Annotated in this window: 21 protein-coding genes; 10 read left to right on the forward strand and 11 right to left on the reverse strand. The window is 65.2% G+C overall.

Features of this window, described 5'->3' with window-relative positions; translation table 11 throughout:
* Nucleotides 1–63 precede the first annotated feature (63 nt).
* The 3 genes from CP556_RS03400 to CP556_RS03410 all read left to right on the forward strand — a co-directional run bounded on the left by CP556_RS03400 (nucleotide 64) and on the right by CP556_RS03410 (nucleotide 3,138).
* Entirely contained in the window at nucleotides 64–1,083 is a 1,020-nt protein-coding gene (locus CP556_RS03400; protein ID WP_098724342.1) for an N-acetyltransferase DgcN family protein, read from the forward strand.
* 1 nt (nucleotide 1,084) lies between these two features.
* The gene (locus CP556_RS03405) at nucleotides 1,085–2,143 is read left to right on the forward strand and encodes a dipeptide epimerase (protein ID WP_098724343.1); all 1,059 of its coding nucleotides are present in this window, start codon (nucleotides 1,085–1,087) and stop codon (nucleotides 2,141–2,143) included.
* Nucleotides 2,144–2,256: 113 nt separating this feature from the next.
* A complete protein-coding gene (locus CP556_RS03410) occupies nucleotides 2,257–3,138 on the forward strand; it encodes a hypothetical protein (protein ID WP_098724344.1) in 882 nt (293 codons plus the stop codon).
* An 80-nt stretch (nucleotides 3,139–3,218) separates the two neighbouring features.
* Here CP556_RS03410 and CP556_RS03415 read toward each other — a convergent pair whose 3' ends face one another.
* From CP556_RS03415 to CP556_RS03425, 4 genes are all read right to left on the reverse strand, one after another.
* Entirely contained in the window at nucleotides 3,219–3,665 is a 447-nt protein-coding gene (locus tag CP556_RS03415; protein ID WP_098724345.1) for an ATP-binding protein, read from the reverse strand.
* 66 nt (nucleotides 3,666–3,731) lie between these two features.
* Nucleotides 3,732–3,866 (reverse strand): DUF7577 domain-containing protein, encoded by a 135-nt coding sequence (locus CP556_RS26535; RefSeq protein WP_255291397.1) that lies wholly within the window; start codon nucleotides 3,864–3,866, stop codon nucleotides 3,732–3,734.
* A gap of 75 nt (nucleotides 3,867–3,941) precedes the next feature.
* Nucleotides 3,942–4,985 carry a DUF7972 family membrane protein gene (locus CP556_RS03420; RefSeq protein WP_098727268.1) on the reverse strand — a complete coding sequence of 348 codons (1,044 nt, stop codon included), beginning with the start codon at nucleotides 4,983–4,985 and terminating at the stop codon, nucleotides 3,942–3,944.
* Nucleotides 4,986–5,054: 69 nt separating this feature from the next.
* Nucleotides 5,055–6,107 (reverse strand): DUF7972 family membrane protein, encoded by a 1,053-nt coding sequence (locus CP556_RS03425; RefSeq protein WP_098724346.1) that lies wholly within the window; start codon nucleotides 6,105–6,107, stop codon nucleotides 5,055–5,057.
* A gap of 226 nt (nucleotides 6,108–6,333) precedes the next feature.
* Between CP556_RS03425 and CP556_RS03430 the strand changes: the two genes are divergently transcribed.
* Complete coding sequence (locus CP556_RS03430) at nucleotides 6,334–6,846, forward strand: FxLYD domain-containing protein (RefSeq protein ID WP_098724347.1); 513 nt, start codon at nucleotides 6,334–6,336, stop codon at nucleotides 6,844–6,846.
* 78 nt (nucleotides 6,847–6,924) lie between these two features.
* Here CP556_RS03430 and CP556_RS03435 read toward each other — a convergent pair whose 3' ends face one another.
* The 3 genes from CP556_RS03435 to CP556_RS03445 all read right to left on the reverse strand — a co-directional run bounded on the left by CP556_RS03435 (nucleotide 6,925) and on the right by CP556_RS03445 (nucleotide 9,401).
* Entirely contained in the window at nucleotides 6,925–7,272 is a 348-nt protein-coding gene (locus tag CP556_RS03435; RefSeq protein ID WP_098724348.1) for a hypothetical protein, read from the reverse strand.
* Between the two features lie 152 nt (nucleotides 7,273–7,424).
* Nucleotides 7,425–8,303, reverse strand: a complete 879-nt coding sequence (locus CP556_RS03440) for a PspA/IM30 family protein (protein WP_098724349.1) — start codon at nucleotides 8,301–8,303, stop codon at nucleotides 7,425–7,427.
* A gap of 243 nt (nucleotides 8,304–8,546) precedes the next feature.
* Nucleotides 8,547–9,401 (reverse strand): winged helix-turn-helix domain-containing protein, encoded by an 855-nt coding sequence (locus tag CP556_RS03445; protein WP_098724350.1) that lies wholly within the window; start codon nucleotides 9,399–9,401, stop codon nucleotides 8,547–8,549.
* Nucleotides 9,402–9,529: 128 nt separating this feature from the next.
* Here CP556_RS03445 and CP556_RS03450 point away from each other — a divergent pair, with 128 nt between their 5' ends.
* On the forward strand, nucleotides 9,530–11,086 hold the full coding sequence (locus CP556_RS03450; protein WP_098724351.1) for a M23 family metallopeptidase: 1,557 nt from the start codon (nucleotides 9,530–9,532) through the stop codon (nucleotides 11,084–11,086).
* 75 nt (nucleotides 11,087–11,161) lie between these two features.
* Nucleotides 11,162–11,782, forward strand: coding sequence for an alpha/beta hydrolase (locus tag CP556_RS03455; protein WP_098724352.1), 621 nt, complete (start codon nucleotides 11,162–11,164; stop codon nucleotides 11,780–11,782).
* Nucleotides 11,783–11,908: 126 nt separating this feature from the next.
* Here CP556_RS03455 and CP556_RS03460 read toward each other — a convergent pair whose 3' ends face one another.
* The 4 genes from CP556_RS03460 to CP556_RS03475 form a co-directional block, all read right to left on the reverse strand.
* The gene (locus tag CP556_RS03460; protein ID WP_098724353.1) at nucleotides 11,909–12,331 is read right to left on the reverse strand and encodes a DUF6069 family protein; all 423 of its coding nucleotides are present in this window, start codon (nucleotides 12,329–12,331) and stop codon (nucleotides 11,909–11,911) included.
* Nucleotides 12,332–12,548: 217 nt separating this feature from the next.
* The gene (locus CP556_RS03465; protein WP_098724354.1) at nucleotides 12,549–14,402 is read right to left on the reverse strand and encodes an ATP-binding protein; all 1,854 of its coding nucleotides are present in this window, start codon (nucleotides 14,400–14,402) and stop codon (nucleotides 12,549–12,551) included.
* Nucleotides 14,403–14,458: 56 nt separating this feature from the next.
* Nucleotides 14,459–15,250: a cohesin domain-containing protein gene (locus tag CP556_RS03470; RefSeq protein WP_098724355.1), complete on the reverse strand. Its 792-nt coding sequence runs from the start codon at nucleotides 15,248–15,250 to the stop codon at nucleotides 14,459–14,461.
* 132 nt (nucleotides 15,251–15,382) lie between these two features.
* Nucleotides 15,383–16,012: a DUF7344 domain-containing protein gene (locus CP556_RS03475; protein WP_098724356.1), complete on the reverse strand. Its 630-nt coding sequence runs from the start codon at nucleotides 16,010–16,012 to the stop codon at nucleotides 15,383–15,385.
* Nucleotides 16,013–16,551: 539 nt separating this feature from the next.
* On the opposite strand from CP556_RS03475, the gene CP556_RS03480 reads away from it, so the two are divergent.
* The 4 genes from CP556_RS03480 to CP556_RS03495 all read left to right on the forward strand — a co-directional run bounded on the left by CP556_RS03480 (nucleotide 16,552) and on the right by CP556_RS03495 (nucleotide 18,236).
* A complete protein-coding gene (locus CP556_RS03480) occupies nucleotides 16,552–16,884 on the forward strand; it encodes a DUF7113 family protein (RefSeq protein WP_098724357.1) in 333 nt (110 codons plus the stop codon).
* 183 nt (nucleotides 16,885–17,067) lie between these two features.
* Nucleotides 17,068–17,358, forward strand: coding sequence for a transcriptional regulator FilR1 domain-containing protein (locus tag CP556_RS27520; RefSeq protein ID WP_486187779.1), 291 nt, complete (start codon nucleotides 17,068–17,070; stop codon nucleotides 17,356–17,358).
* A 106-nt stretch (nucleotides 17,359–17,464) separates the two neighbouring features.
* The gene (locus tag CP556_RS03490) at nucleotides 17,465–17,722 is read left to right on the forward strand and encodes a DUF1059 domain-containing protein (RefSeq protein WP_098724359.1); all 258 of its coding nucleotides are present in this window, start codon (nucleotides 17,465–17,467) and stop codon (nucleotides 17,720–17,722) included.
* Nucleotides 17,697–18,236, forward strand: coding sequence for a hypothetical protein (locus tag CP556_RS03495; protein WP_098724360.1), 540 nt, complete (start codon nucleotides 17,697–17,699; stop codon nucleotides 18,234–18,236). The genes CP556_RS03490 and CP556_RS03495 overlap by 26 nt, the downstream gene beginning before the upstream one ends.
* Nucleotides 18,237–18,239 lie beyond the last annotated feature (3 nt).

An 18,239-nucleotide genomic window follows, 5' to 3' on the forward strand; every position in this document is an offset into this window, starting at 1 on the left:
TCGACCCACCGCTTTCGGAGCCGTCAGCCGGACGTTCAAGTACTCCCTCGTCCATTTCTGGGTATGCGAATCGCGATCCTCGCCCACGAGAAGTTCCCTGACCGGGCCAAGACCGCCCTCGGCGTCCTCCGATACGCCGACCACGACATCGTCGCCGTCCTCGACCGGGAGAACGGCGGTCGGCGCGTCTCCGACTTCGTCGCGGACGTGCAGGACGCCCCGATCGTCGCCGGGATGGCCGACATCGAATCGGCCGCCGTCGACGCCCTGCTGATCGGCATCGCCCCGATCGGCGGCGGCTTCGACGAGAGCTGGCGCGAAGACGTTCGGACGGCCCTCGAGGACGGCTGTGACGTGATATCCGGACTGCACACGTTCCTCGCCGACGACGAGGAGTTCGCCCGATTGGCGGCCGAAAACGATTGCGAGATTCGAGACGTTCGGAAGCCGCCGGCGGATCTCACGGTCAGTCAGAGCGTCGCGAGCGAGGTCGACGCCGAAGTGATCCTCACCGTCGGCACCGACTGCTCGGTCGGCAAGATGACGGCCACGATGGAACTGGCCCGCGACGCCCGCGCGGCCGGCCACGACGCAGCTGTGATCCCGACGGGCCAGACCGGAATCATGATCGAGGGCTGGGGCAATCCGATCGACCGCGTCGTCAGCGACTTCACCGCGGGCGCGGTCGAGGAGATGATTCTCGAAAAGGGCAACGACCACGACTACCTCTTCGTCGAGGGCCAGGGTAGCATCGTCCATCCGGCGTACTCGCCGGTCACCCTCGGAATCCTCCACGGCTCGATGGCGGATTCGCTCGTGCTCTGTCACGAGGCCGGCCGGGAGGAAATCCACGGCTACGAGTCGTTCTCGCTGCCGTCGATCCCCACCTACGTCGATCTCTACGAGAGCGTCGCTCAGCCAGTCGCGGAGAGTACGGTCGTCGCCGGTGCGCTCAACACGTCCGCTCTCGAGGGCGACGATGCCGCCCGCGAGGCGGTCGCAGCGTACGCCGACGCGCTCGGCGCGCCCGCGAGCGACGTGATCCGCTTTGGGACGGACGACCTACTCGAGGAGCTCTGCTGAGATGACCCTCGAGACCTCGTTCGAACGGCGCTCGCTGCCCCTCGAGTACCCCTTCGGGATCGCCCGCGGGACGACGACCGAGACCGACGTCGTCTTCGTTCGGATCGGAGACGCGGCCGACGACGGTCTGACTGGCATCGGCGCTGCCGCGCCGTCCGCTCACTACGGCGAGACCGCCGCGACGGTCGAAGCCGTCCTGCCCGACCTGCTGGCAGTCGTCGAGTCGGTCGGCGATCCACACCAACTCGAGCGAATCGAGCGGGAGCTGCGCGAGACCGTTCGGCGGAATTCGTCGGCCCGCACCGCGGTGAGCATCGCGCTTCACGACCTCGTCGCGAAACGACTCGAGGAGCCGCTGTATCGCTACTGGGGACTCGATCCGGCGGAGACGCTCGAGACGTCGTACACCATCGGCCTCGACAACCGCGAGACGATGCGCGAGAAGACCGAGACGGCGCTCGAACGCGGGTACGGCACGCTGAAGGTCAAACTCGGCACCGACCGCGATCTCGAGATCGTCCGGACGATTCGGTCGGTCGCCCCAGACGTCGACCTGTTCGTCGACGCGAACGAGGCCTGGACGCCCCGCGAGGCGGTCGCGAAGATCGAACGGCTCGCCGAGTTCGATCTCTCGTTCGTCGAACAGCCGGTTCCCGCGGAGAACCCCGAGGGGCTCCGGTTCGTCTACGAGCACTCGGCGCTGCCGATCGCCGCCGACGAGTCCTGCGTGACGCTCGCGGATATCCCGCGGATCGCCGACCGCTGTGACATCGCGAACCTGAAACTCATGAAGTGCGGCGGGCTGCTGGAGGCCAAACGGATGATCCACGCGGCCCGCGCCCACGGCCTCGAGGTTATGTGCGGCTGTATGACCGAATCGAACGCCTCGATCGCGGCGGCCTGTCACCTCGCGCCGCTGCTGGATTACGCCGACCTCGACGGCTCGCTGTTGCTGGCCGACGACCCCGCGGACGGCGTCCCGATGCCCGACGGCCGGATCGATATCGCCGGCCTCGAGCGACCGGGGACAGGTGCCGTCCTCGAGTCCGAATTCGACTGAGTTCTGGAGTCCGCGCGGCCGCCTCCGAGACCGATCGAGTGGTCACTCCTGACGACTGTCAGCGCGACCACCGACGGGGTTTCATATCGGTCGTCGGTGTGGGAGGTGCTGGTATGCACGACAGCGACGGCGATCGACCCGTATCCCGTCGGGCGCTATTGCGGGCGTCGGCCGGGACAATGGGGCTCTCGGCGGTTGGGAGTGCACAAGCCGGTGGGGATGGTGGTGGTGAGCCAGCGGTCGCACCGCGGTTCGATCGGGGATGCCCGGACGCGACCCTCGAGCCCGGGATGACCCACTGCGAGGGGACGAGTATGGAAGGGTGTGCGGACGATCATCCGGCGACGACCGAACTCCGGTCGGGGGTCGCCGAGAGCCTCGAGAGCCGGTTTCCCGACGTGAACGCGCTGATCGACGGGGGGTTCAAGCCGTACTTCGACACGCTCGAGACGGGAGACGACAGCTGGTCGCACTGGCTCAGTCCGGAGTTCATCGGTGACGACGATATTCTGAACCCGGAGCGGCCGGAATCGGTCCTCGTCGACAACGAATCGTGGCGCTCGATGGGCGTCATGTTCATCGCGACGCGCGGCGGAGAGCCGGTCGAGCCGCCGGCGGCCTACGGCGAGGACGAGTCCACAGACCGGTGTTCGCCGTGGCACACCCACACCGGGCTTCCGGGGCGATTCGGCTGGTGGTACTACAAGCAGGCCTACGAACGCGAGTTCGCGGACGGCGACCTCGAGTTCCCCTGTCGAACGCCCTGTATGCTCCACGTCTGGACCGTCGATCACCCCGAGAGCGTCTACGCACACGACGCGCCGCCACAGGAGAATCGCGAGCTGTCACCGGCCGCCGATCCCGAGTTCGACACCGACGCCGTCCCCGGGGAGGACGAACTCGGCTGGGACGTGCTTCCGAACGGCCTCGTCCCCGAGCGAACCCCCGACGAGTTCTCCCTGCCCGCTCCCTTCGGCATCGATCTCGGGCTGTGAGCGTCGGTCGAAAACCGTAGCGACGCAGCGAGCCGTCGAGGACTCCCGCGGACAGTGGCGCACTCGGCCGCGAGGAGCCGTCAGTTCAGCCACGACTCGAGGCCGGCCATCACCAGATCGACAGTCTCGTCGGGTCCGCACCGCTCGGTATCGATCTCGAGGTCGGGGTCGGGTTCCTCGAACTCCCGGAAGACGACGTGAACGCCCTGTTCGTCGATCGCATCCGCCCGCTCCCGGTTGCGCTCGAGGCAGGTCTCGAGACTCGCAGTTATGAGGACGAACCGAACGGTACCGAGCGTCCGAAACCGCGTCTGCCACTCCCGGCGGTAGAACGTGCCGTCGACGAGCGTGATCGCGTCCGCGGGAGCCTCGTCGACTCGTTCGGCCAGTTGCTCGTAGGTCCGACTCGAGAAGTCGTCGGAGTGGAACAGCCGAACCGGGCGATCCCGCTCCTCGAGTCGGCGGCGAACGCGGGTCGCGACGGTGGTCTTTCCGGCCCCCGGCGGCCCGCAGATGGCGACGATCACGCACGCCGGTAGCGGCCGGGGCTATATCCGTCGTGGGATTCGCGGCGGAGAGACCGCCCGGAACCCTCAGACGATCGACGAACCCGTGGTCTTGGCCTCGAGGTCCGCGAGACACTGCTGGCAGTACGAGTAGAAGGAATCGTTTTCGGTCCCGCAGACCGAACACCGCTGTCGCTTCGTCTGTTCGGATGAAGTGGCCATACCTGCCGCTTAGGGCTGGAGGGGGATAGCCGCTGGGCTACCGTGTGCAAGCGTGCTCGATACGGATCGTCGGCCTCACCCGAGATCATCGTCGCGCGCGGACTCCCGGAGAATGAACGGCCCCATCGCGAGCGTCCGCTTGGCGACGGTCGCGATCCGGAGAATGTAGACGATGAAGATCACGAAGGGCGCGATCCCGACGACGAAGCCCGCGCTGGTCAGCCAGACGAGGTTGTCGACCCCCAGCGTCGTCCCCGGAAGCGCGTTGGCGTCGACGTACATCAGCATGACCCCCATCACCGTCAGCGCCGGCACCGCCACGTACAGCAGCGCTCGCGAGAGGTTGATCAGCTCCCACTGGAAGTACAGCGTCTTGAAGTGCTCGCGCGCCGGGCCGAAGAGCTTGAGTACGGTGATCATCTCGTCGATCTCCTCGTCGGCTTCGTCCGAGAGCACCTCGCCGTGATCGGCACGGATCCGGCGGGCGTCGTAGATCTTCCGCGAGTAGTTGAACGCGAGCGCGTTCCAGATCACCTCGAAGGTGCCGAACTGGGCGTCCTCGAGGTTCTCCTTGACCGTCCGGGCGTTGCCGATCACGTCGTCGGCGTAGTCGCGGATCCGTTCCTGCAGTTCGTCGCTGAGGTCGGTGTCGCCCGCCACCGCCGACTCGAAGTCGGTCGCTTCATCCTCGATGCCATCGACGAGCTCGTAGAGGAATCCGGCGGGCTCCGGCGGCGTCACGTCTTCCTCGAGCTTGTCCTCCGTATCCCGGCGGAAGGTCATCGCCTCCTCCATGCGCTCGCGCTGGTCGCCGACCGCGCCGAGTTCCTGGGAGAGCACCAGCTGATTGATCGTGACGACGATCGACGTGCCGGTGATGATCGCGCCGATGAACGCCGAGAAGATCCAGAAGGTGCCGTTGCTGGACGCGACGATCACGCGCAGCGGCGTGAGGCCGACCTGACTGAGTCCGACGAGGACGCCGTAGACGATCGCGAGCACGATCCCCGTGAACAGCCAGCGGTTCAGACGCAACAGGAGATAGAGGCGCGGACCGTTCAACTGATCGTGTTCGCCCGATACGCCGCTCTCGTCGACGTTCGAATCCGAAGTATCCATCCGGCGATCGGAATCGACCACAACGGTGGACAAAAGCGTGTCGCACGACGGCGACGGGCCGAACAGCGGCTATCGCTGGTCACCGTGACTCACGTCGAACGGTCCCTCATCGGGATCCTTCTGGGGGACCATCGGGCCGACCGACGCGGTCCGGCGCGTGATGGTCGCGGTCCGGAGAATGTAGGAGACGAGCAAGGCGAGCGGCGAGAGCACGATGAGAATCAGCGCGCTCACGACGTAGGGGAGCACGACGGCGCTGACGCTCGGTCCGGTCACGTCGGCGTAGAGGAAGCCGACGAGGATCGCCGACAGGATCGACGGCACGCCACAGTACACCGTGAGCTGCGAGAACCGGGTGAGTTCCTGTTGCAGGTAGGTCGTTTTGAACTGCTCTCGAGCCACGTGGAACAGCTCCAGGGACTCGATCAGGTCGTCGAGTTGCGCCATCGCGGCCGGCGACAGCGAGTCCGCGTACTCGCCGCGCAGGTGGGTTCCGACGTACAGATGCCAGGACTCGTCGTACGTGATCGCCGCCGAGACGGCCGAGAACGTGTCGAATTTGGATTTCTCTATTCGGTCCTCGATCCGGTCCGTCCGTTCCCGAACGCCGTTCGTGTATCGAACGACCGTTTCGCGCAGCTCATCGTCATCGTGCGTCGCGACGGCGTCGGCGAACCCGGCAGCGTCGTGATGGATCGATTCGACGATCAACTCGAGCACCCGCGTGGGCGACGCTGGGCTCGCGGGAACGGCCGCGTCGTCCGCAACGGCCTGCCGGAACTCGATGACCGCGTCGAGTCGCTCGCGGGCCTTGCCCGCCGCGCTGAACTCCTGAGAGAGGATGAGCTGGTTGACCGAGACGACCAGCGTCACGAGCGAGAACGTCCCCGCGATCATCCCGCTCGCGACGCGCGTCACGGAGTTCGGGTTGACAAAGGTAATGACGCCGAGTTCGTACAACCCGACGAGGAGAACGAAGATACCGATCAAAACTGTCGCCGCGACGGTTAACCGATTGCCCTCGACCAGAAACCACTCGCGGAACCGTGTCAACAACCCCGACTGCGTCCCGATATCGGCACCGTAGGACTCGAGCGTCTCATCGGTCTCGGAGGACCCCATAGCGACACGTTCAACCGACCCGACAATAAGAGCCGTCGTTGCAGACACCGCCAGCGGGACACGCTTCGTCGGCTCGATACGAGACGCGCAGTATCCGTGAACGACCGGTCCGGTATCGACGGCTGGTGACTCGAGCGCTTCAAGGCCTACACTGAAATGCGTCCACGGTGTCGAACCGATACATGCACGGTGACGGAACGAACTCGCGGACGAGCGCTCGGCGGCGATGACCGGGGCGGAACCGACGAGCAGGCGGCGAGTACTCGCGACACTGGGGTCAGGTATCGCGGCCGCGGCCGCGGGCTGTCTCGGCGGTAACGGCGGTCTCGGCGGCCAACCGACCTACGAGGACGGCACCGTTAGCGGGATCAACGAGAGCAACGTCTCCAATCGGTCGGCGAGCGAGATGTCCACGGCAGCGTCGCTCGCCCAACAACAGCCCAGCAGCGCGGTGACACCGCTCAATCCAATCTCGCTGCGCGGCCACGAGTTCGTCGTCGAGAACGGCTATCTCGGCTCGACGATTCAGGGAACCGTCGAAAACACGGGAACCGATCGGATCCAGACCGTCGAAGTACGAACGCGCGTCTACGACGACGGCGGCAACATGCTCGGCCGCTATCTCGCCAGCACCGGCGACCTCAACGGCGGCTCGACCTGGGAGTTTCAGGTGATCGTCCTCGAGGCACCGTCAGACGTCGCCAGCTACGATATTACCGTTCTGGGAACGCCCTCCTGACGGCCCTGAGCCGGGCCTCGAGTCGCCCACAGCGGGACGGTCTCATTGAGCTATCGCGCACGAGGGGCCCGAATCGGATCACTCGGGCGACCCGTTCAGTAGTTCGTCGGCGACTTCCTCGTAGACCATTTCGGCGCTGACAGCGAGCGTGTACGCTGGTCGCCCCTTCCCCGTCGGCGACGTTTCCGCCGGACTGACCTCGTCGACGAGGCCCTCGTCCTCGAGACGGTACAGCGATCGGATCACGTCGGCCTCGGTGATCGTCCCGACGACCTCCGTGTCGACCTCGGGGAGGTGCCGCTGGCAGTGCTGTCGCAGTTCGTGCGTCTGAACCGGCGTCTCGTTCTCGCTGGCGAGTTCGGTGACCGCGAGCAGGATTATCTGATTGGTCAGCGAGACTGATTCGAACGGCGACTCGTTGCTCATAGTGCACACTATATCATGAACGATGGTAACCGTTTCTCTCCCTCCCAAAGAGACAGAATCGCAGTTCCCAGTCGAGAACGGGTGTACGCCCCGGTGTCCGGCGGATCGATTCTCGGCCCGTCCGCGGGATCAGCATCGTCAACGAATCCCGTTCAGGCGTTCTCTTCGTCCTGTAACTCCGCGAGTTCGGCCTCGACGTCTTCCCGATCCTCGCCCTCGAGTTCCGTGAGTTCCTCCTCGTCGACCTCTCCTCCGGCATCGGAATCGGCCGCGGCGTCGGACCCACCCTCGGATTCGACCGCCGCGTCGGTCTCGCCGGCGGCTTCGGACTCGCCCGCTCCGACCTCGGATTTGAGCGTCTCGAGTTCGGCTTCGACGCCGCTGTCGGTCGAGAGCTGCTCGAGTTCGCGGTCGATGGTGTCCTTGTCGGAGAGGACGTCCTCGAACGCGCCGGACTCGTGGAGTTCGTCCATCGCGGCGGCGCGGGCCTCCATATCCTCGGTCTGCTCCTCGGCGCGCTCGATGGCGCGGCCAACGTCCTCGAACTCCTCGCCGGTAGCCGTCATCGCCTCGGAAACCGTTGAACTCGCCTTGGCAGCCTCGTGGCGGGCTTTCATCGTCTCCTTTTTCGTCCGGAACTCCTCGATACGGCTCTGGAGTTCGTCTTTCTGTTCGATCAGGCGATCTTGCTGGTTCTGCAGGTCCGAGATCTGGCGCTCCAGGTCCTCGATCTGGTTCATCTTCGTCTTCTTCTTCTCGAGGGCCTGTCGCGCCAGATCCTCCCGGCCCTGCTGGACCGCCGTTCGAGCCTGTCCGTTGTGTTTCTCGACGTTTTCCTCGAGGCGGCGTTTTTGCATCTCGAGGCGCTTTTTCTGCGTGGTCAGATCGGCGATGCCCCGTTTGACCTGCTGGAGCTGGTCGCGCATCTGCTCGTAGGAGTAGTCGAGCGTTTCGGTCGGATCCTCCGCCCGGTTGAGCACCGAGTTGAGCTTCGACCGGATGACGTAGGAAGTCCGAGAGAGGATGCCCATACTCGCAACGTATCGTTCCCCGGCCTTAAAAACATCACTTCGGTAACAGTCCGCGACGAACGGAACGAACCCCGCAGTGAGAGCCCGGCGCTGTCCCGGTTCGATCTCGTCTCCGAAGCACCTGAGACGCTGGCGACTCACGTCGCGCTCGAGGTGATATAGTCGCCACTGAAAGTTACTGCACACCTAATCGCACGACTGCGCTGCGATCAGTGTGTATCGTTTCAGTGGCGACTATAGTTATCAGTCAACGGCGACCGACCGAACGGCAAGCGCCTCGTCGACGACGATCGTGGCCGTTCCCGCTTCGTCCTCGACTTCGAGCGCGAGCCGAACGGGGTCCCGGGATTCGACCCACGTCGTCGGCGTCGGCAACTCCCAGTCTGGACGCTCGAGATCGACGCCGATATCGCCGAGTGCACTGGCGACGCGATCCTCGAACAGCAACGGTGAGAGCGGTTCCACGCCGACCAGAAACGTGCAGGTGTCGCACGCGATCTCGACTGGAGTATCGTCTGCAATGTCGTCGAGAGGAACGTCGACGGTTGTCGTTCCCGCACAGAACGGACACTGACCGTCGCGAGCCAGTCCGATATGGTATCTGGCGCGGCGGGCAGTCGCTCGAGCGACTGCCCGAGCGCTTCGCCCCGCGAACCCGTTTTTCGGGAACGGATACGTGAAGCCGGGCCAGTCATCACACGCCGTACACTCGACGGAGACAAATCCCCGGTCGTACCGCAGGATCGCCGCCGAGTCGCACCGCGGACACGTCGAGTCGATCGCCGTCGGTTCGTACTCGAGGGATTCGGTCGGGCGATGCGCGAGCACGGCCCGGTACAGCGCCGTCACGCTCGCCGTCGGAACGTAGCCGTCCTCGACCTGCCGAACGTACACGCCGCGGAGCTTGTCGAGGTGGTAGTTGAACTTCCCGCTGTCGCGCATCCCGACCGCGTCCATCAGCTCCGCGTACGATTTCGGGGCCGTGTACACCGCGTGCCAGTCCTCGAGCAACGCCAGGAGGATCTCGAGACGGATCTCGTGGTCGAGCAGCGAGAACGCCTCCCGAACTGCGGCCTCCGTCCGGTCGTCCGGTTCCATGCGGTACCGTAGTCCCGACGGCCCATTGATCGTTCCGGACGGGCGTGCGACAATAGAGGTGTGCTAACATAGCTGGTGAACTGCAGTTCACAAAGCGATTACGTGCCTTTCGCCCCATGGTTGTATCAATGACCGAACGGAGGACGATAGCCGAATCAACGCTCGCCTCTCGGCTTCGGGGCCGCCTCCGCTCGTTCGAGCCGATATACCTCGCACTACTGGGGGTGCTGGCCCTTCCTAGCTACGTCTTCGACTCGCTGGCCGTACTCGAGGTCTTCGAAATCTTCTTCCTCTTTTTCCTCTGGCCGTTCGTCTCGCCGCTGCTGGATCTGGCGCTGCGACGCGGGACCGACGAGGGGCGCGAGGAGCCGACCGACTGGCTCCACATGGGGAGTTGGCGGGAGTACGCGGCGTGGTTCCTGACGATGCCGCTGACGATTCTCAACCCGCTCGTACTGGCACAGGACCTCTCGCAGTGGCTCGGGACCGCCGTCGCGTTCGTCCGCCACCGCGGGACGTTCCCCGACGTCGAAAGCTACGATCAGCAGGTGTCCTACCGGCTCCCGTTCGACGGCACCTGGACCGTCGTCAACGGGAGCTACGACCACGACTACTCCCACTCGTGGCTCCCGGTGACCCAGCGCTACGCCTACGACTTCGTGATCACCGACGCGGACCGGCGGACCTCCCCCGACAGCTCCGGATCGGCGGTGGACTCGTACTACTGCTACGACGAACCGATCCTCGCTCCCGCCGACGGCGTCGTGGTCGACGTCTTCGATACCGACTTCGAGTCGCCCCGTGGCGGCGGCCTCTCCCATCCGCTGAAACGGGACATCCGCGGGAGCTACGTCGTGATCCAGCACGCCCCCGACGAGTACAGCTGTCTCGCCCATCTGGTCCCCGGCAGCGTGGCGGTCTCCACCGGGGACCGCGTCGAACGCGGACGGGAGATCGGCCGCTGTGGCCACTCCGGGAACTCCTCGGAGCCACATCTCCACTTCCAGCTACAGGACCACCCCCGCTTCGAACTCGCGGCGGGGCTCCCGATCGCCTTCGACGGCGTCGACGCCGAGTGGCCGGGCGCGAAAGCGGCGATCGACGACCCGCAGCCCAGCGGGGCTGGCGACACTACTAACGCTCCACTCGAGGACGCCCCCGACGCCGGCCGCACGTCCCTCACGGCCGGCCAACGCGTCGCACACGTCGAACCGACCGACGGGGCCTCGAGTCCGGAGCGGGACGACACACTCGATATCACGGCCGAGAGCGACGCAGCGCAATCGACCGCTGGTAGCGGCGGGCGACTCGCCGCAACGCAACGCGCCGCGTTCGGAGCCTGCGTCGGCGGCGCCGTCGCCGTCCTGGGGCCGATCTTCGTGTCCCGGTCCGCCGTTGCGCTCCTGCTGGTCGCCGGGGTCGCGCTCGCGGTTGGCTGGCGCGGCTGGGTCGCAGTCCGCTGGAACGCCGCCGAGCGGCGTCCCGGCGGCCTCGGCATCGCGATTGGCCTCGGGCTCGTCGCGGCGACCGTCCGGTTCACCGGGGCCGGAGCGTCCCTCGAGATCGGAACCCAGACGCTCGGTGCCCTCGCTCTCCTCGCCGGCTTCGTCGCCTACGCCGTCCTCGGCGAGTACGAACGGCACCGCATGCGCGAGTCGTTCCCGACCGTTCGGGTCCGGACCTGAACGCGGCTCGGGCCGCCGGCTCGAGTCCGCCCCCGACGGCGGGGATTGATTAGCGCCGGTTCGGAACGACCAGACATGAGCGACGTCCTAATACCCGGCGGTCGCGACGTCCGGGGGACGCTCGAGGAACCGACCGACGAGCCGCGGGCGATCGTCGTCGCCTGTCCGCCTCATCCCCAACAGGGCGGCTCGCGGAGCGACGAGCGGCTCCGTGCGGTCTCGGGGGCGCTTTCCGAGGTGGGCATCGTCTGCCTGCGGTTCGATTACGGTTCGTGGGACGAGGGCTACGGCGAGCGGGAAGACGTTCGCAACGCCGTCCGGTGGGCCCGCGAGGAGTACAACGGTGGCGACGACGGGCTTCCGGTCGGGCTCTTCGGCTACAGCTTCGGCGCGTCCCTGGCCCTGCTCGCCGCGGCCGACACTGACCCCGACGCCGTCGCCGTCCTCGCGCCGACCGCGCGACTCGCCGCCGACCTCGACGCGCTCGCGGCACTCGAGTCGCTCGAGGCCCCCGTCCACGTTTGCTACGGCGAACGGGACGCGACCGTCGACTGGGAACCGATCGTCGAACGGGCGCGAGAGCGCGGCGACGCGGTCACCGCGCTATCGGGCGATCACTTCTTCGGCGGCGAGCACGACGAAATCGCGGGCGCAGTCGGTGGGTTTTTCGAGCGGACGCTGCTCGAGTCGGCGTGACGGCGCGACGACCGGTCACTTACTGAACGTTATTCCCCGTCCTCGAGGGAGTGGCGACCTGGCTCGAGTAGTAGTAGCAGCCGCAGTCGGGAGAGCGACTCGGGTGGGTGAACGGTGAGAGTACCGTTAGTTCCGGAGATCGGTTAGCGCTCCTACGCAAACGACTGCCGTCGCGACGTGCATCGCGCCGAGGATCGCACCGGCAACGAGGCTGCCACCGGGCTCACTGGGAATAACGGTGAAATCGGGTACCAGCGAGAGGAGAAGGACGATTGCCGCGACGGCTGCGAACAGTCGATTGGGATCGTCGGCGACTCGCGTGAGGACACCATAGGTCACGGTCGCACCGACGACGCCGAGGGTCGTGAACAGCGAGACGGGGGCGTAATTCAGTGCCATCAGCTCCGGGGCAATGCCGCCGGTGTTCGCTCCAAACACGATGAGCCAGTTGATCAGCAGTGACAGGACGAGCGCTACCGCCCCCGATAGCGCGATATCCCTGTCGGAGGCCGTTCTGGACGATGACAAGAGATTCGTTTCCTGACCCATATTCGCGTATACAATTCAGGCGGCGAAAAGCATTCTGACGGTATTCACATATTGATCGACCAGCGAAACGGGAGCGTTCACGAGAGTTGGATGGTGTATTTGCTACTCCGAGACTACATCCCGGAGCGGGCTGAAGCTGGGTTGTCAACGACCAGCCGTTGTGAGCGGCCGTTTGGAGAGTGTTCGTCCGAAGGATCTCTCGACAGCGCCGACACACTCAGTCCCGGCCGTGCCGGGTCAGACACTTCGGAAGCCCGATCAGTTCGACCGGTTCCGAATTATCGGGCGAGTAGACGACCATCTGCCCCTTCTCCATGTAGGGAACTTTGGACTCGAGGTTGCTGGGAATGTTTACGCTCTTGATGGCCTCCTTGTCGCCGAGGTTCAACACGACGGTGGTGTTGATCTGCTTGAAGACCGCGTCGTGGATATCCTGCGGGTCCTGCGTGATGAGAAAGAGGCCGAGACGCTCTTTCCGGCCCTGTTTGGCGGCCTCGGTGAACTTGTTGATGACCTTCCCCGCCTGCACGGAGTCGGCGTCGGTCAGGAAGTTGTGGGCCTCATCCATCCCGAGGACGAGCGGCGTCTCCTTGATCCGGTCGTGGTCCGGGTCGTTCGAGAGCTTCTGGTCGATGATGAGCGAGGAGACCGCGAGGACGATGGCCTCCGTGGCTCGAGTATCGTTGATGTGATAGGTCGGGACCACGGTGAGTCCGCCGGGACGGACGAACTCGTGGACCAGGTCGGTGATCGGCCGGGCGTCCTGATCGAAGACGTGGCCGAAGCCGAGCACGCGCCGCCGGACCGCGTCGAAGGTCGCCTCGTGGACCCGACCGGACTCGTCGAGCTCCTCGCGCAGCGCGGGGTCGTCGAGGAAGGTGGTGAACTCCTCGTACGTTCCCTCGGGGCCGTACTGCTTGCGGAACCGCGGCAGGAGCACGCTGACGAGCGCGCCGTACTGGTTATCGTTCAAGCCGCTGCCCGCGACCAGCCACGGATTGTCGTGGACCATCGCGAACGGAATCGTGAACTCGACCTGCTGGGCGCGGTGGTGGCCCGCGGCGTACGACGCCGAACTGACCTTCGGAACGAAGGCGGTCGTGTCGTCGTGGCCGCCGTAGGCGATGTCCTCGCGCTCGAGGCGACGCGCGAACTCGTCGTCCAGATCGGGGTTGTCGTCGTGCATCTGGGCGTACTCGTCCTGCGGATCGAACTGGACGACGGCGGGGGTGACCTCGCGGCCGTCGTCCATCGGATAGGTCCGCTCGTCGTCGAGGTACTGACGGAGAATGTTCTTCGCGCCGTGGGTCTTCCCCGAGCCGGTCCCGCCGGCGATCAGGGAGTGCCGGAAGACGAGGGGATCGCCCGCGTCGTAATCGTCTTTCAGCCGGTAATCGATGGTCGGTGGGGTGGCCGCGGTCCGCACCTTCTCGCCGCCGACAGAGAGGTGGCCCAGAAAGACGCCGTCGTCGGGCATCTTCAGCCCGGTCTTGATCTCCTCGGTGTCGTCGGCCTGCCGGATCACCGTCTGCGGTTTCGGCACGCGGTCGGTCATCCGTCGTTTGAGTTCGCCATCATCGTCGTAGAGCACTGCCACGGGCTCGAGGCTCGCGACGAACTTGTAATCGGATTCGTCGATTTCGTCGGTACGCATCGCCCGTCGGGCGTGGATCTCCGTCGCGTCGTCGGCGTGGTACTGCTGGGAATACTCAAGGCCCGTAATGCGACAGAACAGCGTCTCACCGTCGGGATAGGGTGCGAGCAGGTAGCTTCCGATACGAATCGACGAGCGGTTGCCCCGGGTGACGTAGGCGCGTAGCGTCGTCTCCTCGCCGTCCTCGTCGACGCGCAACCCCTGGGAGACGCAGATCGCGCCGATACCGACGTCGTCGCCGCTCGGTTCGACGGTCGTCGGTTCGAACTCGTCGACCGTCTCGTCGACGGTCGAACTCGTGCTTCCGGATTCGACGGATCCCGAAGACGACGTCGACGAGCCGGCTCCGTCGGCTGCCGCGCCGTCTCCGGAGTCGACGTCGCCGTTGAAATCGCCGAAGTCTCCCAGATCGCTCATATGGACTCCATCCGGCCCATCACTGAAACCCGTTTCCCTCCAGCTGGGCGGAGTGTTTATTTGGGGGGACCGTCACGAGCGGCTGTCAACCGGAGCACCGCGAGCGCAATGGCTAGCAGCGTGATCGCGATCGTAAAGCCGGAAACGGGCAGATCATCCCCGCTATCGGCCGCTTCAGCGCCGCCACTCGAGTCGTTCTCACTCTCACCCCCCTCGGCCTCGAGGTTCAGCTCGTCGGGATCGGGGTGGTCGAACGTCTCGAGCGGTTCGTCGCCACCGTCGATCGAGACGGTCACGGATTCGTCGACGACGGCGATCGGCCAGTCGCCCGTGAGAGTGACGTCGGTCTCGTCGAAGGAAATCGTCGTCTCGCCGGCGGGTGCGTCGTCGGCGACTCGGACGGTCAGGGTCACGATCGTCCCCGCTCCGGTCGTCCCGCCCGCGGCCGGATCGCGGCGCTGCTCGAGGACCGCCGTCCCCCGTTCGTGAGCGATCCGTTCCGTCGTCCGGATTTCGGTCCCGTCGCCCTCGAGCCACGGTCCCCGTTCGACACCGGTGATCTCGACGTAGTCGGGATGGTACTGAGCGACCAGCGCGACTCCCGAAACGCCCTCGCCACCGTGGCCGCCCTGACTCCGGAGGATAACGTCGATCTCGATCGTCTCGCCGGGCGCGGTCTCGACCGTCCGCTGCTCCGGCGAGAGGATCGCGACCTGATCGATCGCGGCAGCCGTTCCCGCGACCCCCGTCAGCGAGAGAACGAGCAGGACGGCGAGACCGATACTGACAGCGATGCAAGCCACGCTCGTCGGGAGATCGCGGTCACTGGCCTCGCCTTCGGGAGCCATTTTGCATTCTTCCTACGCGGGGGAACGGGAACATTGTACCGTTCTGGCGACCGACCCCCGACCAGCGTGCAGACTGGCGGCTCGAGTCACAGCGGGAGAAGATCGAACGGTCGAGGTTCCCGAAGTCGACGGCTACTGAACGATCGAGATGATGTCGTCGGACCGTGTGACTAGCTTCGACTCGTGATCGTAGTCGACGACACCGACGTCCGACAGTGCGGGGAGGTGGGAGTGGTGCAGCGCGACCGCCGCCCGATCGGGATCGCGAAACGGCCCCCCATCGTGTGCGCTGAGACGAGCCGCGAGCTGCTCGAGCGAGAGCGGGCGGCCGTCGTCCTCGAGGGCGGCCAGCAGGCGCATCCGGACGGGGTCGACGATCGTCTCGAGCAGCCCCTCGGCGCGGTCCGTCTCACATAGCTCGAGGAGGACGGAGAGGTCCGCGGGGTGAACCGGCGATTCGTCCACGAGCGCGACGCCGTCGTCGTCCCAGTCAACGATCTCGTCGTCCGCGAGTCGCGGCAGGTGATTGTGGACGAGGGTAATGCGAACGTCGTGTCGCGCCCGTCCATTCGAGCGAGCGGGGTCCGTTCGGTCGATCAGTTCAGTCGTCAGTTCCGGCAGGGAGAGCCGCGCTCCCCGGGTTCCGAGGACCTCGAGGATCCGAAGTCGGCGGGGATGGCGAAGAATCTCGTAACACTCCGTCGGAACGTCAGAGAGTGGATCGGGCACGGTGTCGCCGCCGAGGTGTGCGTCCGAACTCATTACCCTACCAACCTCTGCAATGGGCATAAGATCCTTTCCAAAACAATTTGGGTCGGAAATCGACGGTTACTCGCTTAACAACTGGGTAACGCAGTGAACTGCCCGTCAACAGCAAACAAAGGAAATTTCCATTGGTTACGTAAACGGCATTTTATGAGTTATTTTATACTATAGGAATACACATACGTTCGAATACCGCTCCCGTCGTCTTGTACCGTAGAGTACGATCAGGATACCGACCACTCGGCGTCGACCGCCATCGGAAATCCGAGCGCATAGTCGGGTGCTTCGATCATCGTGACCGGTTCCGAGGGAGTCCTGACCGAACCGAGCGAACGACCGCGGGTCGGCTACCCCGTAGAACCCTCGCTGTCGGCTGGAGACACCGATTACAGATATAGTAGCTACTGAAAGTCATTGCACGCCTGATCGACCGACAGCTGTACGACGGGTGTGTGCCGCCGTTCGGCCGCCGCGATGATTCTCGTCGCTCGAGTGATAGCACGGTGTTTTTGCGCCCGCGAGCCGTACACTAACGTATGCTTATGATACGCGGTTGTGCCGGCGGGACGGAGCTCACCGGTACGCTGTACGAACGGGGCGAACGAGCCCCCTCGTTCCGCGGCGCACCCGACGAAGACGCCGCGTACGTCTGGGTCTGTGACGAGTTCTACGAGGTCGACAGCGGGGGGTCGACCCAGCTGGTCGACGGCCGGGAGGTGAATCTCGCCTTCGAGTCACCCATGCCCCGCGGCTTCGACACCCGCGAACGCGCCGTCGAGGGTGCCAAGGAACACGTCCGGACGCAGTTCGCCCGAATCGGAATCGACCCCGACGACGTCACCCTCGAGGTCGAGAAAAACGACGACTAATACTCGGCCGTGGAGTCCGATTTTCGTCTCCTGGCGGCGTCCTCGAGCGATGCGTGGTGTTCCAGAGTGATACCGTCGCTTGCGTATCGAGGGCCATAGCTCTGCCACTCGCGTGCGTATAAATGCCAATTAGTAGAGGCGAAAACTCGCCGCTCGACGATATCGAGTTTCTCGCGCGCTCGGATCATCGATCCGCCGCGTGCCGCCAGACATATCCTCTCGACCTACCCGGAGCACTGTTCCGAGCCGCTCGAGAGCGGGGATCTCGCGGTTCGAGTCCACGACGACGTGCCGCCGTACGGAACCGCTCTCTTCGATCAGCGAATCGGGATCAGTGGCCACAATCCCGTCAGCGGGACGGTTCGGGCGTTGATCGATACCGACGCACCGGAAACGTTCGAATGGGCGGAATCGACGTACGAGTCCTACCGGCGCGACTCTCGGCCGCTCGTTCCCGAACCGACCGCGGAGTGACCGCCGGTCAGCGTCCGCGCGGCGGTCACCGGTTGCGAAAAACCCATCGGATGCCTACACGACCCTCCGCATCGTAGTCTCTCTCGCCGGGAGGCGAAACGAGACTATGGCAAACGATCTGCAAACGGAAGACGGGACGACAGCACTAGAAGTAGCGTGTGACACGACGGTTTCGGGCTGTGTCTTCCGCATGCGTACCGAGGCGGACGACAGGGAACGCTTGCTCGAAATCACGCGAGAGCACGTGAAAGAACAGCACGGGAAAACGTACTCGCTCGAGGAGATCGACGACCAACACGTGAACGAGGTCGCGGTCGAACTCGAGATGGGGGAGACGAATGAGTCTGAAACGAACAACGACTGAGCGACACGGGACCGACTACGTGCCCGGACGAGGGCTACGGATCGGGTCCCTCATGATGGCGCTCGCGGGCGTCGCGTTCGTCGGGTACGGAGTCGTCTTCCTCGCCAGGACGTTCTTCGGCACCGGGTTCGAACTCGGCGTCGCGACGTTGAACGGAGTAACCCCGGCGGAGCTCGACGCGATCGATCCCGCGATCATGCACTACATCAACCACCTTCACGTCGCGACCGCGGCGTTTATCATCGCCACCGGGATCGCCATCGCGGCGCTCGCGTGGTACGGCGTCCGGAGCGGGCAACTGTGGGCGTGGGCGACGGCGATCGTCGCCGCGGTGGTCGGGCTGACCCTGGCGCTCCCGATGCACTACGCCGATCTCTTCGCCCACGACTGGGTGACGCACCTCGGGCCGATCTACCTCGCGACGATCGTGTTCGTGGCGGGGGCCGCACTCGCTTTCCGGGGAGTGCAATCCGAGTCTCGGACGGCGGAAACCGGCGGGAACACCGAGACCTAGTGG

It is taken from the genome of Natrinema sp. CBA1119 (genome assembly GCF_002572525.1).
In the GTDB taxonomy this organism is placed as follows: Archaea; Halobacteriota; Halobacteria; order Halobacteriales; family Natrialbaceae; genus Natrinema.